16 protein-coding genes are annotated in these 18,723 nt (G+C 39.7%); 3 read left to right on the top strand and 13 right to left on the bottom strand.

Going from position 1 to position 18,723, the window contains the following annotated elements; genetic code table 11:
• Positions 1 to 49 precede the first annotated feature (49 nt).
• Entirely contained in the window at positions 50 to 412 is a 363-nt protein-coding gene (locus tag CAL6303_RS08955) for a response regulator transcription factor (protein WP_015197523.1), read from the bottom strand.
• A gap of 186 nt (positions 413 to 598) precedes the next feature.
• Positions 599 to 2,005, bottom strand: coding sequence for a response regulator (locus tag CAL6303_RS08950; RefSeq protein WP_015197522.1), 1,407 nt, complete (start codon positions 2,003 to 2,005; stop codon positions 599 to 601).
• 560 nt (positions 2,006 to 2,565) lie between these two features.
• On the opposite strand from CAL6303_RS08950, the gene CAL6303_RS08945 reads away from it, so the two are divergent.
• Both CAL6303_RS08945 and CAL6303_RS08940 read left to right on the top strand, forming a co-directional pair.
• A complete protein-coding gene (locus CAL6303_RS08945) occupies positions 2,566 to 3,267 on the top strand; it encodes a vWA domain-containing protein (protein ID WP_015197521.1) in 702 nt (233 codons plus the stop codon).
• A gap of 47 nt (positions 3,268 to 3,314) precedes the next feature.
• The gene (locus CAL6303_RS08940) at positions 3,315 to 4,094 is read left to right on the top strand and encodes a PP2C family serine/threonine-protein phosphatase (RefSeq protein ID WP_015197520.1); all 780 of its coding nucleotides are present in this window, start codon (positions 3,315 to 3,317) and stop codon (positions 4,092 to 4,094) included.
• Here CAL6303_RS08940 and CAL6303_RS08935 read toward each other — a convergent pair.
• The gene (locus CAL6303_RS08935) at positions 4,091 to 4,330 is read right to left on the bottom strand and encodes a hypothetical protein (RefSeq protein ID WP_041739313.1); all 240 of its coding nucleotides are present in this window, start codon (positions 4,328 to 4,330) and stop codon (positions 4,091 to 4,093) included. The genes CAL6303_RS08940 and CAL6303_RS08935 overlap by 4 nt on opposite strands.
• A 41-nt stretch (positions 4,331 to 4,371) precedes the next feature.
• On the opposite strand from CAL6303_RS08935, the gene CAL6303_RS08930 reads away from it, so the two are divergent.
• Complete coding sequence (locus CAL6303_RS08930; RefSeq protein WP_015197519.1) at positions 4,372 to 6,549, top strand: tetratricopeptide repeat protein; 2,178 nt, start codon at positions 4,372 to 4,374, stop codon at positions 6,547 to 6,549.
• Positions 6,550 to 6,622: 73 nt separating this feature from the next.
• Here the strand turns inward: CAL6303_RS08930 and CAL6303_RS08925 are convergent, their stop codons facing one another.
• From CAL6303_RS08925 to hepC, 10 genes are all read right to left on the bottom strand, one after another.
• Complete coding sequence (locus CAL6303_RS08925) at positions 6,623 to 6,820, bottom strand: hypothetical protein (RefSeq protein WP_015197518.1); 198 nt, start codon at positions 6,818 to 6,820, stop codon at positions 6,623 to 6,625.
• 228 nt (positions 6,821 to 7,048) lie between these two features.
• Entirely contained in the window at positions 7,049 to 8,482 is a 1,434-nt protein-coding gene (locus CAL6303_RS08920) for a hypothetical protein (protein ID WP_015197517.1), read from the bottom strand.
• A 58-nt stretch (positions 8,483 to 8,540) separates the two neighbouring features.
• On the bottom strand, positions 8,541 to 9,563 hold the full coding sequence (locus tag CAL6303_RS08915) for a glycosyltransferase family 2 protein (RefSeq protein ID WP_203225945.1): 1,023 nt from the start codon (positions 9,561 to 9,563) through the stop codon (positions 8,541 to 8,543).
• Positions 9,490 to 10,686: a glycosyltransferase family 4 protein gene (locus CAL6303_RS08910; protein ID WP_015197515.1), complete on the bottom strand. Its 1,197-nt coding sequence runs from the start codon at positions 10,684 to 10,686 to the stop codon at positions 9,490 to 9,492. The genes CAL6303_RS08915 and CAL6303_RS08910 overlap by 74 nt, the downstream gene beginning before the upstream one ends.
• A gap of 87 nt (positions 10,687 to 10,773) precedes the next feature.
• Complete coding sequence (locus CAL6303_RS08905) at positions 10,774 to 11,667, bottom strand: glycosyltransferase family 2 protein (RefSeq protein ID WP_015197514.1); 894 nt, start codon at positions 11,665 to 11,667, stop codon at positions 10,774 to 10,776.
• A gap of 91 nt (positions 11,668 to 11,758) precedes the next feature.
• Positions 11,759 to 12,724: a glycosyltransferase family 2 protein gene (locus tag CAL6303_RS08900; protein WP_015197513.1), complete on the bottom strand. Its 966-nt coding sequence runs from the start codon at positions 12,722 to 12,724 to the stop codon at positions 11,759 to 11,761.
• A gap of 261 nt (positions 12,725 to 12,985) precedes the next feature.
• Positions 12,986 to 13,999 carry a glycosyltransferase family 2 protein gene (locus tag CAL6303_RS08895; protein ID WP_015197512.1) on the bottom strand — a complete coding sequence of 338 codons (1,014 nt, stop codon included), beginning with the start codon at positions 13,997 to 13,999 and terminating at the stop codon, positions 12,986 to 12,988.
• A gap of 194 nt (positions 14,000 to 14,193) precedes the next feature.
• A complete protein-coding gene (locus CAL6303_RS08890) occupies positions 14,194 to 14,403 on the bottom strand; it encodes a hypothetical protein (protein WP_015197511.1) in 210 nt (69 codons plus the stop codon).
• A complete protein-coding gene (hepA, locus tag CAL6303_RS08885) occupies positions 14,381 to 16,222 on the bottom strand; it encodes a heterocyst formation ABC transporter subunit HepA (protein ID WP_015197510.1) in 1,842 nt (613 codons plus the stop codon). Before hepA ends, CAL6303_RS08890 begins: the two co-directional genes overlap by 23 nt.
• Positions 16,223 to 17,289: 1,067 nt before the next feature.
• Positions 17,290 to 18,069, bottom strand: coding sequence for a heterocyst development glycosyltransferase HepC (hepC, locus tag CAL6303_RS08880; RefSeq protein WP_015197509.1), 780 nt, complete (start codon positions 18,067 to 18,069; stop codon positions 17,290 to 17,292).
• Positions 18,070 to 18,723: the final 654 nt, after the last annotated feature.

Here is an 18,723-nt window from a genome sequence, read left to right as displayed (position 1 = left end):
AAAACGGAATGCTCTCCAAAAATGACACCATAGAATAGAAAATCACGCTTTATAATCCCAGTGATTGAACTACAGTTAATAATTCTTGTTTCCCAAAAGGTTTCGTCAAATAGACATCTGCACCCTGACGCATACCCCAAACTTTATCAATATTGCCATCCTTAGAGCTACAAATAATGATCCGAATTTTTTGAGTTACAGGGTTACGTTTTAGTTGACGACACAGTTCAAATCCACTCATTCCCGGCATGACAACATCAGTAATCACTGCATCGGGCAAATTAGTCATAGCTATATCAAAGCCGTCTTTAGCATTATCAGCTTTGATCACTTTATAGCCACTATCTTCAAGATAGGAGTTAATTAGCTCTAGCTGAGAGGGTGTATCGTCAACAACCAAGACCGTTGTCATATTAGTGTTTTCCTCATGATCTGTAATTGAGTTGCAACATTTGATTAAAGTATCTAAACATATTCAGATTACCCCTGCATTAATCTGGTCAAATTTACTAACTGATGATTTCTCACAAATATTATGCTAACTGTTGCATAAATTTAGCAGGCGCAAAAGCAAATATTACAAGCTTTTGCCAGCCATTTAAGTCAGATGCATAAATACTATTTTCAGTAAATCTGCTTGGGAAAATGGCTTAGTTAGATAACCTGATGCACCAACAAGTCTAGCTTTCACCTTATCTACTAGTCCTTTATTTCCCGTCACCATGATGATTGGTGTTTTTTTGAACATCGAATTATTACGAATAATTCGACATAATTCATAACCATCAATCCCATCCATATTTAAATCCAACAAAATCAAATCCGGCTTATTCCGAATAATTGACATCACGGCTTTAACGGGATCATTAATTGCCAGCACTGAGCAATTTTCCTGTTCTAAAAAGCGGCTAATTTCCCGAAGAACTGTAGGACTATCATCTACTGAAACGATTTTATAAGCTTTTCGGCTGGTTGCAGTCGTAGTTGGGGTTGGGACTGGTATTTCCCGCTGTACTTGTTGTTGCTCGGATTGTGGTTCAGCAGTGGTTTGGGATAGTCGCTGAACTATGCTCAAAGGCTGAGTCACCGTTTCTGCAACACCTTGAGGTACTTTTAGTTGTGATAAAAGCTTGCTATCTGATAGCTGTGTATTTGCATACTCAGCCATGTAATACTGATTATCTCCTACCCCTTCAAATACCTTTGGCAATTTATCAAATGGTGGGTCAGGTTCATGTAAAACAATCTCACCTTTAACGATGTGAGAATGCAAATTACGAGACATTTGTAACTCATCTTGATTTGTGATCACCGCCAAATGACGTAGGCTAAATCCTTTCATCCAGGTTGTTAAATCTTGCTGGAGATTGGGAAAGCTATCTTGATTTTTAGTAGATTTGACACGTACATAAGGGCGTTGGTAAGGGGATGAAATATAAGGAGCTAAAGATTGCCAAACTTTTAATCTTTCCTGACAGCCTCCAATTATTATTTCTGTGTCAATCCGGCAAATAACCGGGATTTTATTGCTAATATCAATTAATGTATAGTTTCCAGTTGTTATTAGTAATAGTTCTTCTAATACTTCTTTAACTAGTTCTTGAATTAGAAGCGCTGCTTGTGTGGGGTTAATGTGCTTTTGACTCACTAACCAGCAGATTGCCTGATACTCAGGAGGTTGTTCAGGAACAAGGGCTTCATTTTCATCATTTTGATGATGCCAATTAGGTAAACTTGCTGCCTCCGTTTCAAACATTAATCTCAATTGAACCCTGGTTTCACTACTGAGATCAGGAATTTGTTGACTTAAACGACGTAAGTGACGCTCAAGTCGATCAAAGGGTTCAATTGAATGAGTTCCATAGATAATTTTGCCCTGTTCGAGGTAGATTAACCAAGATACTGAGTTAGATATGACACGTACACATGTACTGTCATGGCAGTTGGCTAGATGTCGTAGTAAGCTCAGTGGAGATAACTTTGTAAATGTGCCAGAAGTATTCATTTCTCTAAATTATTCTGATGAATTAAGCCATAAATAAATCAAATTGTCATTTTCTTCTTCATGGTTTTTGTAGCCACTGCGATCTGATTAGAATTAATTCCAAGTGTACAGATGCATCAATGTTACAAGGAATCACAACTAACCGCCAGGTAGTTTACTACATTTAATGGGAAATCGTTCTATTTTAGTGAATAATTGCAATTTTGACTTTCGGTATTTATTTAGGTATTGATAAGATGGTAATGTCTGAATAGCGGTATTTACTTAATGGTAAATTCATCGAATATAAAAATCTTCTACATGAAAATTTTAAAAAACATTGCCTGTAGGGGTGGAAAATTATTGTATTGTATATGGTCTATAGATGATTATGGTAAAACCTGCCACCATATGTGAAGCAAAATGCTGCTAAGTTTACTTTGATTAAGAATTGATTAAAAAAACGGTTACCTTTACAGAAATGATCTCTTTATTAAAAGTAAGCTACCTACGATAAAAATTAGCCGCAATCTAAACGCCGATCCTCAACTATATAATTTTCGTGAAAGGAAAAGATAGCTTTGAACTCGAATATAACACAAAAAGTTATACCTGATACATTGACACTAGATGAAGTTGTGGAGTTTGCGGAAAACCCAGAACCGCGTTGTCCATGTGTATTGCTACTTGATACTTCCGGCTCAATGCAAGGAACAGCAATAAGTGCGTTGAATGAAGGTTTGATTAGTTTTCGGGATGAACTATCACAAAATTCGTTGGCAGCGAGAAGAGTGGAGGTTGCAATTATTACTTTTGATAGTAAAGTTGATGTAGTGCAAGATTTTGTCACAGTCGATCAGTTTACTCCTCCACAATTAACAGCTCAGGGTTTGACCACGATGGGGTCGGGAATCAATAAAGCTTTGGATTTAATTGCTGATCGCAAAAATCAATATCGAAGTAATGGCATAGCTTACTATCGTCCTTGGATATTTATGATCACCGATGGTGAGCCACAGGGTGAATTTGAAGACGTTGTGGAGAAGGCAGCACAGCGTTTACAACTAGATGAAGCAAATAAACGTGTTGCTTTTTTTACAGTTGCCGTGGAAAATGCTAATATGAGCCGCCTGGGTCAGATCACAGTGCGGGCACCATTAAAGTTAAAAGGGTTGAATTTTGTGGAGATGTTTGTGTGGTTGTCGGCTAGTATGTCGGCAGTATCCCACTCAAAAGTAGATGATCAAGTAGCGCTACCACCCATTGGTTGGGGTACAGTTTAACCATAATTATTGTTAAGTGCTAATGCGGCTTTTAGTAGATTTCCCTTATGAATAGTTCAAAACAATTGCTTCATTGGCGGGTTGTAGCCGCTTCTGTTTGCGGTACGAGTCATGTAAAAAATAAGCAGCTGTGTCAAGATGCTCACCATTGGCAAGTGTTGCCAGATAATGTGTTGGTGGCAGCGGTGGCAGATGGTGCGGGTTCGGCTAGTTTAGGCAAAGTTGGGGCGATGATTGCTGTGGAAACAGTGGTTGAGAAGATTTCGCTGCAAGATGTGACTAGACAAAAAATGCTAGATGATGAGTTTGTGCGATCGCTACTGAATCAGACTGTACTATTTGCAAGGGAAGCCGTAGAAGCAGAAACAGTTGCTAGCAATAAACAAGCCGTAGATTTGGCAACTACTTTGATTGTGATGGTGGCAACACCAGAAGTAGTGGCAGTCGCCCAAATCGGTGATGGTTTGGCAGTGGCAAAGGATTATCAAGGAAATCTCCTAGCATTAACATTACCCGATAGCGGAGAATATATTAATGAGACTGTTTTCTTGACTTCGCCAAATGCTTTAGAACAACTGCAATTGAGGATTTTGCGTCAGCCAATTGTCAGCGTTGGTGCCTTAACTGATGGATTGCAAATGCTAGCAATGAATATGACAGTACAAGCACCTCACAAACCCTTCTTTTTCCCCTTGTTTGACTTCGTTGCCAATACGGAAGATAAAGCATCGGCAAAGGAACAATTGGTCAGGTTTTTACGTTCAGAGCGGATTACACAGCGAACTGATGATGATTTAACGCTGATACTGGCTGCACTGGGTAATTAGTAGTGGAACGCTGAACCATTTGTAATGTATTGTGCTGCTGGACTGATACTGAACCAATATTCAATCAGTTTGTGAGTTGCAGTTGCAGCTATTGCTTGAGAGGGAGTGCAGAATACCGCTGGGGAGAAAATCAACATGTAACTACGTGGATATTCTCCCAAAGCTATAGGATTTGAAGATAGGTAGCTGATTGATGCTTGCCCATAATTAATTAGCCAATTTAATAATTCTGCCAACTTGGCACCGAAAAACCTCTTAGTTTAGACATAATTTTAACATGCAGGTACTACGTCGTCTCCCCAACCAAGAAGAAGTTGCAATTAACCTCACCATCAGTCTCGGACGTGGAGGTGAAGCTTGCGTGTATACAGTACCGACAGATACAAATATAGTCGCTAAAGTTTATCACAAGCCAACCGAGAGCCAAGCTCAAAAGTTGGCAGTCATGTTGGCTTATCCACCAGAGAATCCGACAGTTTCCCTGGGACATACCTCCATTGCTTGGCCCCATGAAATTATCCGGGCGGCTGATGGTAGCGATCGCATAGTGGGATTTCTAATGCCACGGATTCGGGGAATGCGTCCCATCATCGATTTCTATAATCCCAGAACCCGCCGTCAGCATTGTCCACTCTTCAGCTATCAATATTTACTACGTACAGCTCGCAACTTAGCTTCGGCATTCTCGGCACTCCATAACCGAGGATACTGTGTTGGGGATGTTAATGAGTCCAATATCTTAGTCAGCGATACGGCTTTAGTGACGTTAGTGGATACTGATTCATTTCAAGTCAGTGACCCCCAAAGCCGCTTAGTGTATCGTTGCCCAGTGGGTAAACCAGAGTTTACTCCCCCAGAACTGCAAAACAAAGTCTTTGCCGAATGCGATCGCGCGATCGCACATGATCTGTTTGGGCTATCAGTCATCATTTTCCAACTATTAATGGAAGGTACTCACCCGTTTTCCGGGATTTATCAAGGTGCTGGAGAACCACCACCCTATGAGGCTCGCATTGCCGCTGGACACTTTACCTATAGTCAGAAACGCCACGTCCCCTACATCCCTACACCCATCGCCCCCAGCTGGCAAACTATTCATCCCGGCTTACAGGAACTATTTCGTCGCTGCTTTGAGGATGGACACAATAACCCACTTATGCGTCCTAGTGCGGCAACTTGGATTTTAACTCTTCGGGAAGCTGAAGAAGCTTTAGTAAGTTGTACCAAAAACCCCCAACACCGCTATGGTAGCCATCTCCACGACTGCCCTTGGTGTGAGCGAACAGTTCGATTAGGCGGAAGAGATCCCTTTCCCTCACCACAAGCGATCGCAAATAAAGAACATCTTCAAACCCGTACCCCCCAACGTCAACGCCAACGTCAAAATAAACAGGTTCCCAGCACTGTTTTACCACTGAACCGATTTAATTATCTCCAACAACATCCCACAGCCCAAAACAGTTCCTACTACAAAGCAGCTAAAAAGCCCAAATATTACCCAGTTATTTTTTGTTTACTCGCCTTCGGGTTTTTGGGATACATAGACTTTGTGACAAAATTAACTAGTCGTTCTATTGCTAACCAAACAGCTTATATCCAACAGAAACTAGCCAAAAATCCCAAAGATAACCAAAGTTTCGAGGATTATTACAAACAAGGTCACGCATCATATAAAATTCAAGACTACGACCAAGCAGCAATCAAATTCAGCCAAGCAATTCAAAAGGATCCTAGTAACGCCAAAGCATATATTAACCGAGGGAATGCTCGTTACAATCTCAAAGAATATGAAGCAGCCCTCGCAGATTATAGCCGAGCATTACAAATCAATCCAGACGAGATTAAAGCTCATGTCAATCGAGGCAATGTCCGGTTGATTTTGGCTGATTATAGCACTGATCCAGATCGAGATTATAAGTTAGCTCTGACTGATTTCAATAATGCCTTACGAATTAACTCTAACGAAGTCGAAGCTTATATTCGTAGAGGTATAGTTCGTGCCCAAATTGCTAAATATAGCGGAGAATCGCAACAAGACTATAGCAAAGCTATTGAAGATTTTAATCAAGCATTAAGTATTAATCCATCACGGGCAGAAGCGTATTTTCAACGTGGTACTGTACGTTATCAAATAGCTCAATACAGTAGTCAGTTTGAGAAAGAATATCAACGTGCTATTGAAGATTTTAATCAAGCTTTGAATTTCAATTCCCAGTTTGCGAAAGCCTATCTCAAACGCGGTATTGTACGATATGAACTGGCTCAGTACGGGGGTAAAAATTCCCGCTATTACCACACGCAGGCTGTTAACGATTTGCAACAAGCTGCAAGAATTTCTCGTCAGCAATCAGATACAGAGAATTATCAACAAGCTGTTAGTAGTATTTGTGTAGTTGTAGAAAGTAAGTGTGATGCACTATTGCAAAATCAAAGCTATACCGAAAAATCAAACTGATACCAATTTGAAAGATATATATTTGTAGAGACGTAGCAGTGCTACGTCTCTAATGTTGATTGACAAAGTTGTACTAATAGGCTAAATTTTCGAGCGTTTCGCGTAAATAACGCTGTACTTGCTCATCCAGACGAAATGATTGGATTTGAGCAGTTGATTCTGATAACCAGCGTTGGAAACCGGAACTAGATGCGATCGCGTTTTTCAAACTTTGCCAGATTTCGGTATCTGCAACTCTAGAGCGATCGCTTGAAGCTTGGATGTTAATCATATTCCTAGCACCTCAGTTTTGCTTGTTGGGTTAACTGGGGTAAGGTTGAATCAACTCACACCCCAACATTATTAAATTTTACTTAGTTTTCCTATCTAGGATAACTGCTACCTGGGTGCAAATTCTGTTACATCGGAGACTAAAATCAATACTTATATCTTATAGAACCCATTTGACAAGGATCAATAGAGGTTTTCGCCCAATATTCTACCTTAGTTGCAACTGAAGCTAATAGTGATTCTTTGCTTGTCGTTGGTAGTAATTGTGACCAGCTAGTGCCAGAGCTAGGAAAGCCCACAAAAATATGCCTGAGAAACCCAGCATGATACTAAAGATAGGGATTCCAGTCACACAAGCAATACCAATAGCCCGCGAAGCTGCCATAAAGGTGTCGAAACGGGATTCTGTTGCTTGTAATACTTTTACCATTAGTAGTAATAAACCGGATACATAGGGGATTGCCCCCAACCAACCGAGTGTAAAAAATGTCTCCAGAATTCCGCTATCTACCACTATTGATTCTAATACGCCCTCTTTATTGATAATGAAAGTATTACCAATACCATTACCCATCACATTAGTAATGGCATTGTTTAACCCTTCTTCATAGATTTTTTGGCGAATTTGGGCACTATCATCATTTTCCAGGTTAGTGAAGCTTTGTAAGCGAGTGTTGATGGCAGTAGCAAATGGCTCCATCGTACTCAGGGGAACAACACACAAAGCCATGATGATAATTGTGATCATTAGCCGCATCTGTAAGCGAGGTTTAATGGAGGTAATCATCCCTAGTAAACCCACAACCCAACAACCCCACATTACCCGTACCATCGTGAGGAGAAATGCTAGATATCCAACCCCAGCTGCGGGCATTGCTAAGGCACCACCACCATTGAAAATTAATAGTAATCCTGACATCATCATCACAGCAAAGGGACCTGGCGATGCCATGGTACTCCAAACCCGAATTTGTAGGGGTGCGGGTTCTCCCATACTGGTGAGTTTGGTGCTAATTAGCCAAAATTTATCCCATTCTGGGGCAACAATATATTGAAAAATACCATAAGCACCTGTAACTATTACTCCCCAAAGAAAAACTCGTAGGATATTTTTACGGTATAGGGGATAATTTCGCCAATTAATAAATAGGTAAAAACTGAGACTAAGTGGAGTAATCCATTCAAGAAGCGCTCGCGCTGCGGTAACGTAGGTAGGTGCTTTAATCAAACCCACCATAAAAGCATAAAATACACCAGATAGTGCCAAAATGAAGGGTAAACCACCCTCACGAGATGCTCTGGGTAAGTGTTTAAAGACACTATATAAAGTAATTAATGTAACTAAATAGGGGGCAACCAGGATAAAACGACTTTCATCAAAGTTGGTACGCACATCAATTAGACGGGAAAGCAGTGATGTGAGAAACCACATCCACCAAGTAAAACCCAAATACATGATTGGGTATCGTGCATAGAGAAAAATACCCACCACAAAGGACACGACTACAAAACCGGGGCGAAAAATGCCACCGATACCCCCTGCAATACATACTGTAGAGAATAAGATCAGCGATGCGATCGCTAACCAAGCATAGAGTGGTTGATTTTGGGGTTGAACCACTTCTGAGGGGTTTTGAAGGGGAAAAGTTAATCTGTATGTCATAGGGATGGGGTTAGGTATCAGTTATCAGTTACCAGGTATCAGTTCACTGTTTACTGCTTTAAATCCTGAGTTCGATATTTCTCATTTCTCGCCAAGTTTGCAATCCTTGCCAGCGTCCACGTACTGATGCAACCCATTTAAGCTTGGCGACTTCGCCTTCACTAAGTAGTAATCGCAACAATTGTACAATCCCAAGGGCTTCGCGGGTACCAATTAAAAAAGCCCAGATTATGAATACTAAGCGCTGAAGTGGGGAAAAATGCTCTAGTAAAACTAAGGTTTCATTATGTACTGCATTTGACCAGGCTTCTCCGTTAAAGCGATCGCGTTGATCTTCATCAAATCGCTGTGCAGGATAATGATCTACAGCTACTGCGGGATCGAAGATGATTTTCCAACCCCGACGACGTAGGGCTAAATTAAATGCCAATTCAAAGTGAACCTGGGCACCTGTTCCCCGCATTCTTTCGTCAAATAGCAACCCTTGGATAGCTGTACGGCGAAAGCTCATATTCACGCCTTTGAGAACATCCACTTCGCGGGCATCTCCCACTGCAAAGTGGTGGTTGCCAATGACTCTACCGAACCACTGCAAACGCCCCACATCCTCACTTTCGCCGATTTCTTTAAGTTCTTCCCCCACCCATTGCCAATCTCTGCCACCCACAGCAGCAGTCTGGGAATCAGCTTGGAAATAAGCTTCTATTTTCTCCAGCCAATCGGCACGGGGGGCTGCATCATCATCGGTAAAGGCGATAATGTCCCCGGTGGCGGCATCCATCCCTGCATTCATAGCGGCTACCACCCCTGTGACGGTGACAGTGACTGTTTTGAGGTTGAGGGCAGATAAGCAGGGGGCAGGGGGCAGGGAGCAAGGGGAAATACCTGTTTTTGCCAGATCCTTTTCCCCGGTACTGCTAGAGTTTTCTAGCTGCTGGAAAAAGTCCCAGGTTTGGGTATCAATATCTCGCACCGTGACGATGACTTCATTTACTGGTCTAGTTTGTTTAGTTAGCGCTACCAAGCACCGCGCTAGATCTTTGGGACGGCGAAACGTCGGTATAATTACGGAGATTTTCATTATTAACTAACTCCTCAAACAAATCCACATAATTTTTAGCTTTGGCAGTCCAGGTATTTTGTTCGGCAACTTGACGCGCAGCTTGCCCCATAGTTTGTCCGAGAGTGCGATCGCGTGATAACGTTTCCATAGCTTTTGCTAAGGCATCAGCATCATCGGAATTTTGCAGCACAAAACCACTTTCTGGTGTTACTAGTTCCGCACCTCCGGCGCTGGTGGCAGTAATTACGGGTAGTCCTGATGCCATTGCTTCTAAAAGTACTAGGGTACAGGCTTCATATCGTGATGGAAACACGAAAAAGTCCACCGCTTGCATAATTTTAGCGATGTCACGGCGAAATCCGAGAAAATGTACCCTATCACTAATTCCTAATTCGGCTGCCATTGCTGGATATGGACTGCCTTCAGTGGTTCCCACCACAGCTAAGTGTAAATCGGGAACTTGAACCAAGGAACGTAGAACTGTATCTAAATTTTTGCGGTTGGTGCGGATATCACCAGCAAACATTCCTAAACTCACATCTGTGGGTAATCCAAATTGTTCCCGCGATTCTACCCCCGGAACAAACTCTTCTACATCTACTCCATTGTGAATTACATGAATGCGATCGCCTACTAATCCCAATTCATGAATTAATTCTTGCTTAATTTTGTCAGAAACGGCGATGGAAATTTTGGCTTTTCTAAAGGCGGTTTTTTCCCAAGCAGCATTTAAAGCGCTATACAGCCAGTGATAAACCCCATACAAACTGCGGTGAATTCGAGATGTATGTACAGGAGATTTGCGCCAAGCTGTATGTACAAATTGTGAGGTGTTAATATCCCCAACTGCCGAAGTTACAGCCCCATAAACCTGGACTAAATCAAACTCATGTCGATGTTGCCGCAACCACCCAGCACTACGACCAGAAAAAATCATCTCATTTAATAATGCAGTGGGGAAATTTGTGTTAGGAAACTTAATCCATTTAATTTGTGGATGTGTTTCTAATTCTGGGGAAATTTTCACTGCAACTAATGTTAGTTCATAACCACGGCGAATCGCTTCCCAAACAACTTCATAGTTTGCTCTTCCTTGCCCGTCACCTTTCATCACATAGGGTGTAACAATACAAATTTTCATCATTTAACCTTTGATCTAAATAAATTAAATATACTGAAAGTCTCTTGCACAATTAGTTTGACATCAGATACTTGAAGAGAGTAAAAATCATGCTAAATTTTGACCGATGTCCAGAGGTTGCCACAACCGTTCAATGTGAGAACGACGCACAATTTCTGGTAACACTGGTAATGCACCACGCTTCAACAAGTATGCCGTCATATGTACGAAATACAAAACCAAGAAAGCAACAAGTTTGAAAAAATTTGGGAATAAATCTTTATAGCGTTTAATTCCTACATATAATCTTGCCGCTTCAATAGAAATTTCATAGTTACTCATATTCCCCATATCGGGAACATGTAAACTACTCTGATTATCGTAGGCTAGATGTAAAACATTTAATTCTGGACATTCTAAAATCTTGTATCCCCTTCTTAAAGCACGTAAACACAATTCTGCATCTTCGTAACCAAAAAAGATATTCTCGTCCCATTTTTCTGCTTCTAAGAAAGCAATCGGAAAAATTGCAGCATGGATTGCTACAGTTTCGGGGACATCAGAGTCGGAAAAATATCCTCGGAAATTAAGTTTACCCGATGACATAATATCTCCATTGGGAGCTTTACTAATTCCAGAAATTATGGTTTTATTAACATCTTCCACAGGCATTTTCTGGTAGCGTCCAATTGCCAAATCAATAAAATTTGGCTCAACACAAATGTCATCATCAATGAAAGCGACTAAATCAGTTTCTCCTGATGGAATTGCGTTCAGAGCGTTATTTCTGTTAGCGCATACACCAATTTGAGGACCAAGGATATAATTTGTTCCTGGGTATTTTTCAACAATTTGCTGGTTTTGCAACTTCATATCTGAAGATGCAGAATCATCAGACACAATTATCAAATGAGGTTTGCAGGTGGAATTCCACAATGCTTTCAAACATTCATCAAGTCTTTCCGGTCGATTTCTTGTAGTAATACAGGCAGATAAACGCATATTCTTTATTTTGGATAAATCCTTAACTAAACATAACAAGTTTTAAATATTCTCTAGGGAAGGGCATAAGTGAATATGCAAAAATCCCAGGTTAAAATTTACTGGCGAGTGATGGACTTGTAAAACTTAAGATTAATCCAGCAAAGCTGCGTAAGCTGAAGTGTTGCTGTAGAGAACGCCACAAATAAGGACGGGCTTCAGGTAATTTTTGTGCCCGAATTAAACCAATACCAAGGGTTGTATTAATATGTGCCCAACGCTCTTTAAAATAGGGGTGAAGTTCTTCTAAAGCTGGGTCTGCTATAAATTTTTCATAGCAAAATAAATCACCCTGTGCTTTGCGAATTTTGGTTTGATAATTGCGGCTGCCACTTTGCATAGTTTCGGTATTTTCATGTTCGCGGTAGCGTGTTAATCTTTCAGGACAATAGTAAGCACCTAAACCAGAACGACAACACAAGTAAGTGATATACATATCCCATGAACCCTCCACCTCTATTGGGAAATTTTCCCAATCAATGATATCACGCCGGATGACAGCGCACATAGCTGTGGGGATAGCTTTATCAACCAAACCCAACTTGTCAAAAGGTTGATGAACTCCCTCTTTTAATTCAGAGCGCTTGTACAATTTTGAAAATTCATCAGCAGCAGCAACATCAAATGTACCATCAGCAGTGATCACATGATGATCGGAAAATGCCAAGGCTAAATTATCATTTGCTTCTAGGTGGGGAACTAACTTGGCTAAAAAGTCAGCTTCCCATATATCATCATCTAGTAAACAAGCAATATATTTACCTCGTGCCATTTTAAAGGCTTTAAGGGTATTGGCAATCATACCGAGGTTTTGAGAATTGCGAGAAAAAACAATGCGTGAATCCCCGAAAGATTCAACAAGCGATCGCGGATCCTCTAAACTGCAATTATCACTAACAATTATTTCTATATTTCGGTAGGTTTGAGCGATTGCACTAGTTAAAGCTTGTTTTAAATAATCGGGACGATTATACGTAGGAGTGATTATACTGACTAAGGGTTCTGTAGCCTTTACCATAACTAAAAAACATATATGCTGACTGCTTCCTGTCAAGTGTATGCTGATTTGGGGTAAATGATTATATACAGAGAACTACTTACACAATAGTTTTACATTTAAGAATTTTGTGTGAGGAATAGATGTAGAAGGCAGGGAAAATTTCAATTACTTGTCAATTATATTTTGGTGGTTGTGTGCAAATCCACAATAAATCCACAATTCTGTAGAGACGTAGCACTGCTACGTCTCTACAACCATGATTTTTATCTTTACACACTACTAGCCCTGACTACGTACAGAGCGTAAAAATGAGTACAATCCATTTTTAGCCATAATTCTCCCAGCTGATGCAATCACCCGTGGTGACTTGCTAAAGTTAATCCCAGACACCAAAAATAGTAAAGCTTTGCGTGCTTCTCCATTCTTCATTAATACTTCAGCAGATTCCAAAGCTAGGAATGCACTATTTTGTCTAACATATTTGGCAAGTTTATAATTAAATCCTCGCTGATGTAGATAAGCTAGATTAGCTTCTACCGTATTAAAGTTATCTTGAACAAACTGCCAGCTTTTAGCATTGGTGACGTTAGTTGAGTTAGAATGTCTGCGCCACATGGCTAATGGTTCAGCTTCATACCATATGGGATAGTTTGTCATAATTCTGACCCACATTTCCCAATCTCCACTCAAACCACAGCGCTGATCCCAACCTCCCAAAGTCTCATAAACTTCACGACGAACTACAGCTAAAGATGGGACAGAAATCCGACATACTTCGACTATTTTCTCAATCCAATCAATAGGAAGAATTCCACTTTCCGACATTTCTAAATCAGAAAATCCCTCAACATTTCCATTTTCATCAATATGAACACTGCGACAAAATGCAGCACCAATATTGGGATTTTCTGTAAATACTTGTGTCATCTTTTCGTAAAAACCTGGACGCACACAATCATCGCTGTGCAACATATGTACCAAGTAACCTGTAGATAAATCTAAACAAGTTTCAAAATTTTTTAGACTGCCTACATTTTCCGATTGACGGTAAAACTCGACCCGGTTTGATCCTAATTCTCTAACTACAGCTTCGGGATCATCTTTGGTAGAGCAATTGTCAACTACCACAATTTGCATCACATCTTTTCCAGGGTCTTGCATTAAAAGACTTGTCAAGGTTTCACGCAAATATTCAGCACAGTTATAAGTAGGAATCATCACCGACCACAGTGGGCGCTTAATTTCAGGAGAAACAGGTGATACAATCTGGTAGTTGGAAATTATTTGATTCATGTTAGTTGAACTCTAAAACTAAGTGACAAAATTGAAGTCTAGTTAGTCGAAAGTTGGACTTGCGAAGTAATTATTGACAGGGAAAAGAGAAGTATATTTAAGAATAAATATACCAAACCTAAAAAAACTATAGTATAGGTTTTACATATTGATTTTATTGAATGACATAGTTGAAGAAAAAGTGGTGTTTTACTCTAGGAGATTTCCAAATAAAAAAATATCCCAAAATTTCTTGTAGGCATCTTGCCTGCTACTAATAGAGGAACAGGCAAGACTTCGGCGTGAGCGCTCAGTCCTTCTACAGGCTCAGGAACCATCGAACGCTGCATATCCCACAATATTGGATCATCTTTTTTGTGGAGTTCTCTAGAAATAGAAGTTTTATGCAGTATGTCCTGATTCATGTTGCATTTTGTGATATTTCCAAAGCGCTCCACGTTGTTCTAAAAGTTCTTGGTAGCTACCTTGTTCGATAATTTGACCACCTTCCATCACCACGACTTTATCTGCTTTGACAATAGTAGAAAGACGATGGGCGATCGCAATCACGGTTCTACCCACTGCTAGCTTTTCAATGGATTCTTGAATCAATCGCTCTGAAACTGTGTCTAATGCTGCGGTTGCTTCATCCAGAATCAAAATTTCTGGGTTACGTAACAAAGCTCGTGCGATCGCAATCCGTTGTTTTTCCCCACCCGATAGATTCACACCCCGTTCACCTAATTTTGCATCTAATCCTCCCGGCATTTTTTCGATAAAATCCAGTGCGTTTGCTAATCGTGCTGCTTCCCTAATTTCTGCATCGCTTGCATCCATCATCCCGTAGGCAATATTTTCTCGCACTGACGCGCTGAAAATAAAGGTATCTTGACTCACAACTGCCATTTGGTTACGCAGGGAGTTAATATCTAACATTCGCAAATCAATCCCATCCACAAATATTTGACCTTCAGTGGGATCATAAAAACGGGCAATTAAATCTGCTAAAGTACTTTTTCCTGAACCCGATTTCCCCACCAAAGCCGTCATTTTGCCGCGCTCAATTGTCAGGGTGATATTTTGTAAAACTAATTTCTTATCGTTATAACCAAAGTCTACTGAAACAATATCAATTGCTCGGTTGAGTCCAGAGAAAGTAGCTTGACCATTTTCAAAGTAATTTTTATTATCACGTCTGAGTAACTCTTTGACGTTTTCTAATGAACCACTCAAAGTACTGAGGAAAGCTAATGTACCATTTGCATCTTGAATACTTGGTGTAATTCTGACCAAGACAAAGAAGAAGGTTAATAGCGAAGAGGGATCAATTGTGAATTGGGTGTAGGAGACAATAATCAGACAAATCAACACAGTCATGACTATACATTCAGCAATCGGTTTTACTAACGTCCAAGCGTAGACAACCTTAACCGAAGCGCTGAGTAAATTGTTGCTTACTTTGTGGAAGCGATCGCGCTCAAAGTTCTGAGTGCCAAATGCCTGAATTGTCCTAATTCCCGAAATCAATTCCAGCGCTGTGGCATTAAACTGACCATTAGCTTCCGAAATTCCAAAACTAGCTTCCCTTACCCGGCGGTTCAAGGTAGTTAAACCTGCTGCCAAAAGCGAAAAAACGAACAGTGAAATAACTGAAAGCTGCCACGAAATCAAAAACATCGTCACAAACTGAACAGCTACCACCATTGCTCTAGTAAAGATGAAAGCAACACCACTAAATACCTGCTTCAATCTTTCGATTTCAGTAGTCATGGTATTGACAATTTCACCAGAGCGTGAATCAGTGAAATAACTCAGTGGTAGCGCTTGTAACTGCTCAAAAATTTGCTTCCGTAAGCGATCAGCTAAAACCAACTGTGACTTCTCAGTATTCACACCTGCCAAGTAGTTGAACCCAGCACGCATCCACGTACAGAGTAAAATCATACCTGATACAAAATAAAGCCTACCACTTGGGGACGCATTTTCTCCCAGGAATACCATCACAATTTTCCCAATCAATCCCGACTCACTAACTGGTAAATCAGGCTGCGTCAAACTTTGCAAAAATGAAAGTAGCAAGCCAATACTCACACCCTCCATAATTGCCGATAAAAGTGTGAATGTAATGGCGATAACTGTAATTTTGCGAAAATATTTAAATTCTTGCAATATTAAATGGTTATCATCCCAGAACTTGGAAGCTTTAACGAGATTATGAATTGGTTTAGGAAGTTTTAGATACATAGTGTAAATACTATTGAATTAATTAGTTAATACTTATTTCGCATACAGGACTACAATCGGAATCCTACTCAAATCTTGATACTGAGAAAAAATATTTGTCATTCCTCATGTGGAAAACTTCAGACTACATAAAAGCTACGAGCATAAAACTCAAACAGGGTTCCCACATTAGTAGGCTCAAGATCGGTAAATTTAGGTAAATATAACAATATAACTAAGCATCTATGCAGTATAAAAAGTTTTAAAAGCTTTTTATGCACTCGGTTACAAATTAGTGAATCCTAGCCAATCAACCATCCGTAAAAAATATTTTATGTATCTTCCACGAGTGTAAACTAAGCAGCTAAAAAGTACAAACAAGAAAATAGTCAACTTTACCTATTTCAACAACTGTAGTTTGGAGCCAAGATTCTAGATTACGACTATCTTTAGCTTGCTACTCCACGTCTAGGCAATAACAAAACTCCACTTTTTGTGATATGTGGTAGGCAAGATTAAATCGTGATATTTGAAGATCACACAAGCATGATTAATTATTTTCAATCTTGCCATACATAATAAGTATTACTCTCTTCAAATTACAAAATTCGATCTCTTGCTTAAGTATTTGCATTATCTCGATAGTATTAATCATAACATTTGTATTTGATGTGGAAACCTACTTTAGAGGAAAATTACAATTAAGTACGTAATTTTCATACTTCTCTAGATTCACTAGGGAAATTACTAATTTTCCTAGTAAAAACTGCTGACAGTTAACTGTCAGCAGTCAAGAAGTTAAAGTAAGACGTTCATTTCAGTTAAAGAACTCCAAAAAAAAGATGATCCATCCAATATTGTGGAATAGGCAGCGTTCGATGGTTCCTGAGCCTATCGGAACGAAGTGTACCGGAGGTAAGGACTGACTTGTACTGAGCCTAGTCGGAACGAAGTGTACCGGAGGTAAAGTCGCGCTCAGTCGAACGCTGCCTACAAGAAATTTTGGGATATTTTTTTATTTGGAAGTTTCCTAACTGTCACCATAAATAGCGCTAAGTTAATACACTGAGAACGGTTAGAAAATGAATCTATAGTGCTTGACTATCTAAATGGGGTAGTAGCTTTGCTCTAGCTTTAATTTGCCAAAAACTAGCAATCCCAGGAACCTTGTTTAACTGTCTTTGCCCTTCCAAGCTCAGTCGCACAACGTCTTTGAGAGTCCAAGAACCTCTACCAATTAGATTCATATCTCCACGGATAACATTAACTAATTGTGGCAAACTATCCAAATTATACTTACGCATCAAACTACCTAAAACAGATGTACTCCATTCATCTTGTCCCTCTGGAATAGTCCGAAACTTGATTAAACGGAATAATCTTCCTTTATCTCCGACATGCCACTCATAGTTAAAAAGCGAACCTGGGAGATAAAAATACATCAACAAAGTGATCCCCAACATTATTGGCGATAGCAATCCCAATAATATTAGAGCAATTACTGAGTCGAAAGCGTACTTCAACCATTTCCAGCTATTGACATTTTTTTGAGATCGTTTATCAACCGAAGGTATACTAATATAAATAGGTTTATTAGCTTGTTTACAGGCATTTGCCCAAAAATTCAGCTTAGATTCACCCAATTTTGAGTCAATGAGAACCAAACTTACTGAAGATTTTTTTAAGCACTCCACCAATAACTCTGGTTTGTCCAAGGCAGGTAGATAGGGCTGATTTTCCCGTCCTTGAGACTTTACCAATAACTTGCCCTGCCGCCATATCAGTGTGCAATATGGCAGCTGTTCAATTGGTTCTGAGTGTATGACACTGTAGTGGTTTTCTAAAGCAGGAATTATTGAGCTTGTCATATGTATATAAAATTATAGGATTAGAGATAGTAGAATACGCACCAAAAGCCATTAACTTTTGGATTACTATTTTTCATCTCTTTGTTCTAAAATTTGCTGATATCTAAACTATTAGATTTATCGAGCGTTATGTTCTGTGTGAAATCACTTACTCTTAGATGCATTTATCAAGACACATTGAAGAAAAAAGCAACTTCTATCGACTCTAAATAAATCTAACCGGGATATTCAATTTTCTGAAATAGACTTCATTTCTTAGGATATATTACTATTGAATAATAGTAATTTATTCGTAGAACTCTTTATTTAGTCTTTAAAGACTAAGGCTGTTTTTTCGGGAATTGTTAAGTTCCGATGAACTCTTTTGAAACCGGAAAGGCTTGTGTAAAGGCATTACATCTGATAACAGTAATATTAGCATGATTCGGATTTCAGAGTTCAATACTTACTTGGAATTTTTACTTATACTTTTGAGTGGGTTTAACAATTCATCAAATTAGTACTTTAGAAACTCCGAAGGAAATGAGTATTATTTTCAAGGTAAACAGGGCTTGCTGAATAACTATAAAACATTTATCAAGGGCATTTATCAAGGGCATTTATCAAGGGTAGGGGGTTTAATACCCCGATGCTTATGCGTTCCCAGTCTTGAGT

Source organism: Calothrix sp. PCC 6303, assembly GCF_000317435.1.
In the GTDB taxonomy this organism is placed as follows: Bacteria; Cyanobacteriota; Cyanobacteriia; order Cyanobacteriales; family Nostocaceae; genus PCC-6303.
Note: the sequence above shows the minus strand (reverse complement) of the source record. Positions and strands in the feature narration are given on the sequence as shown.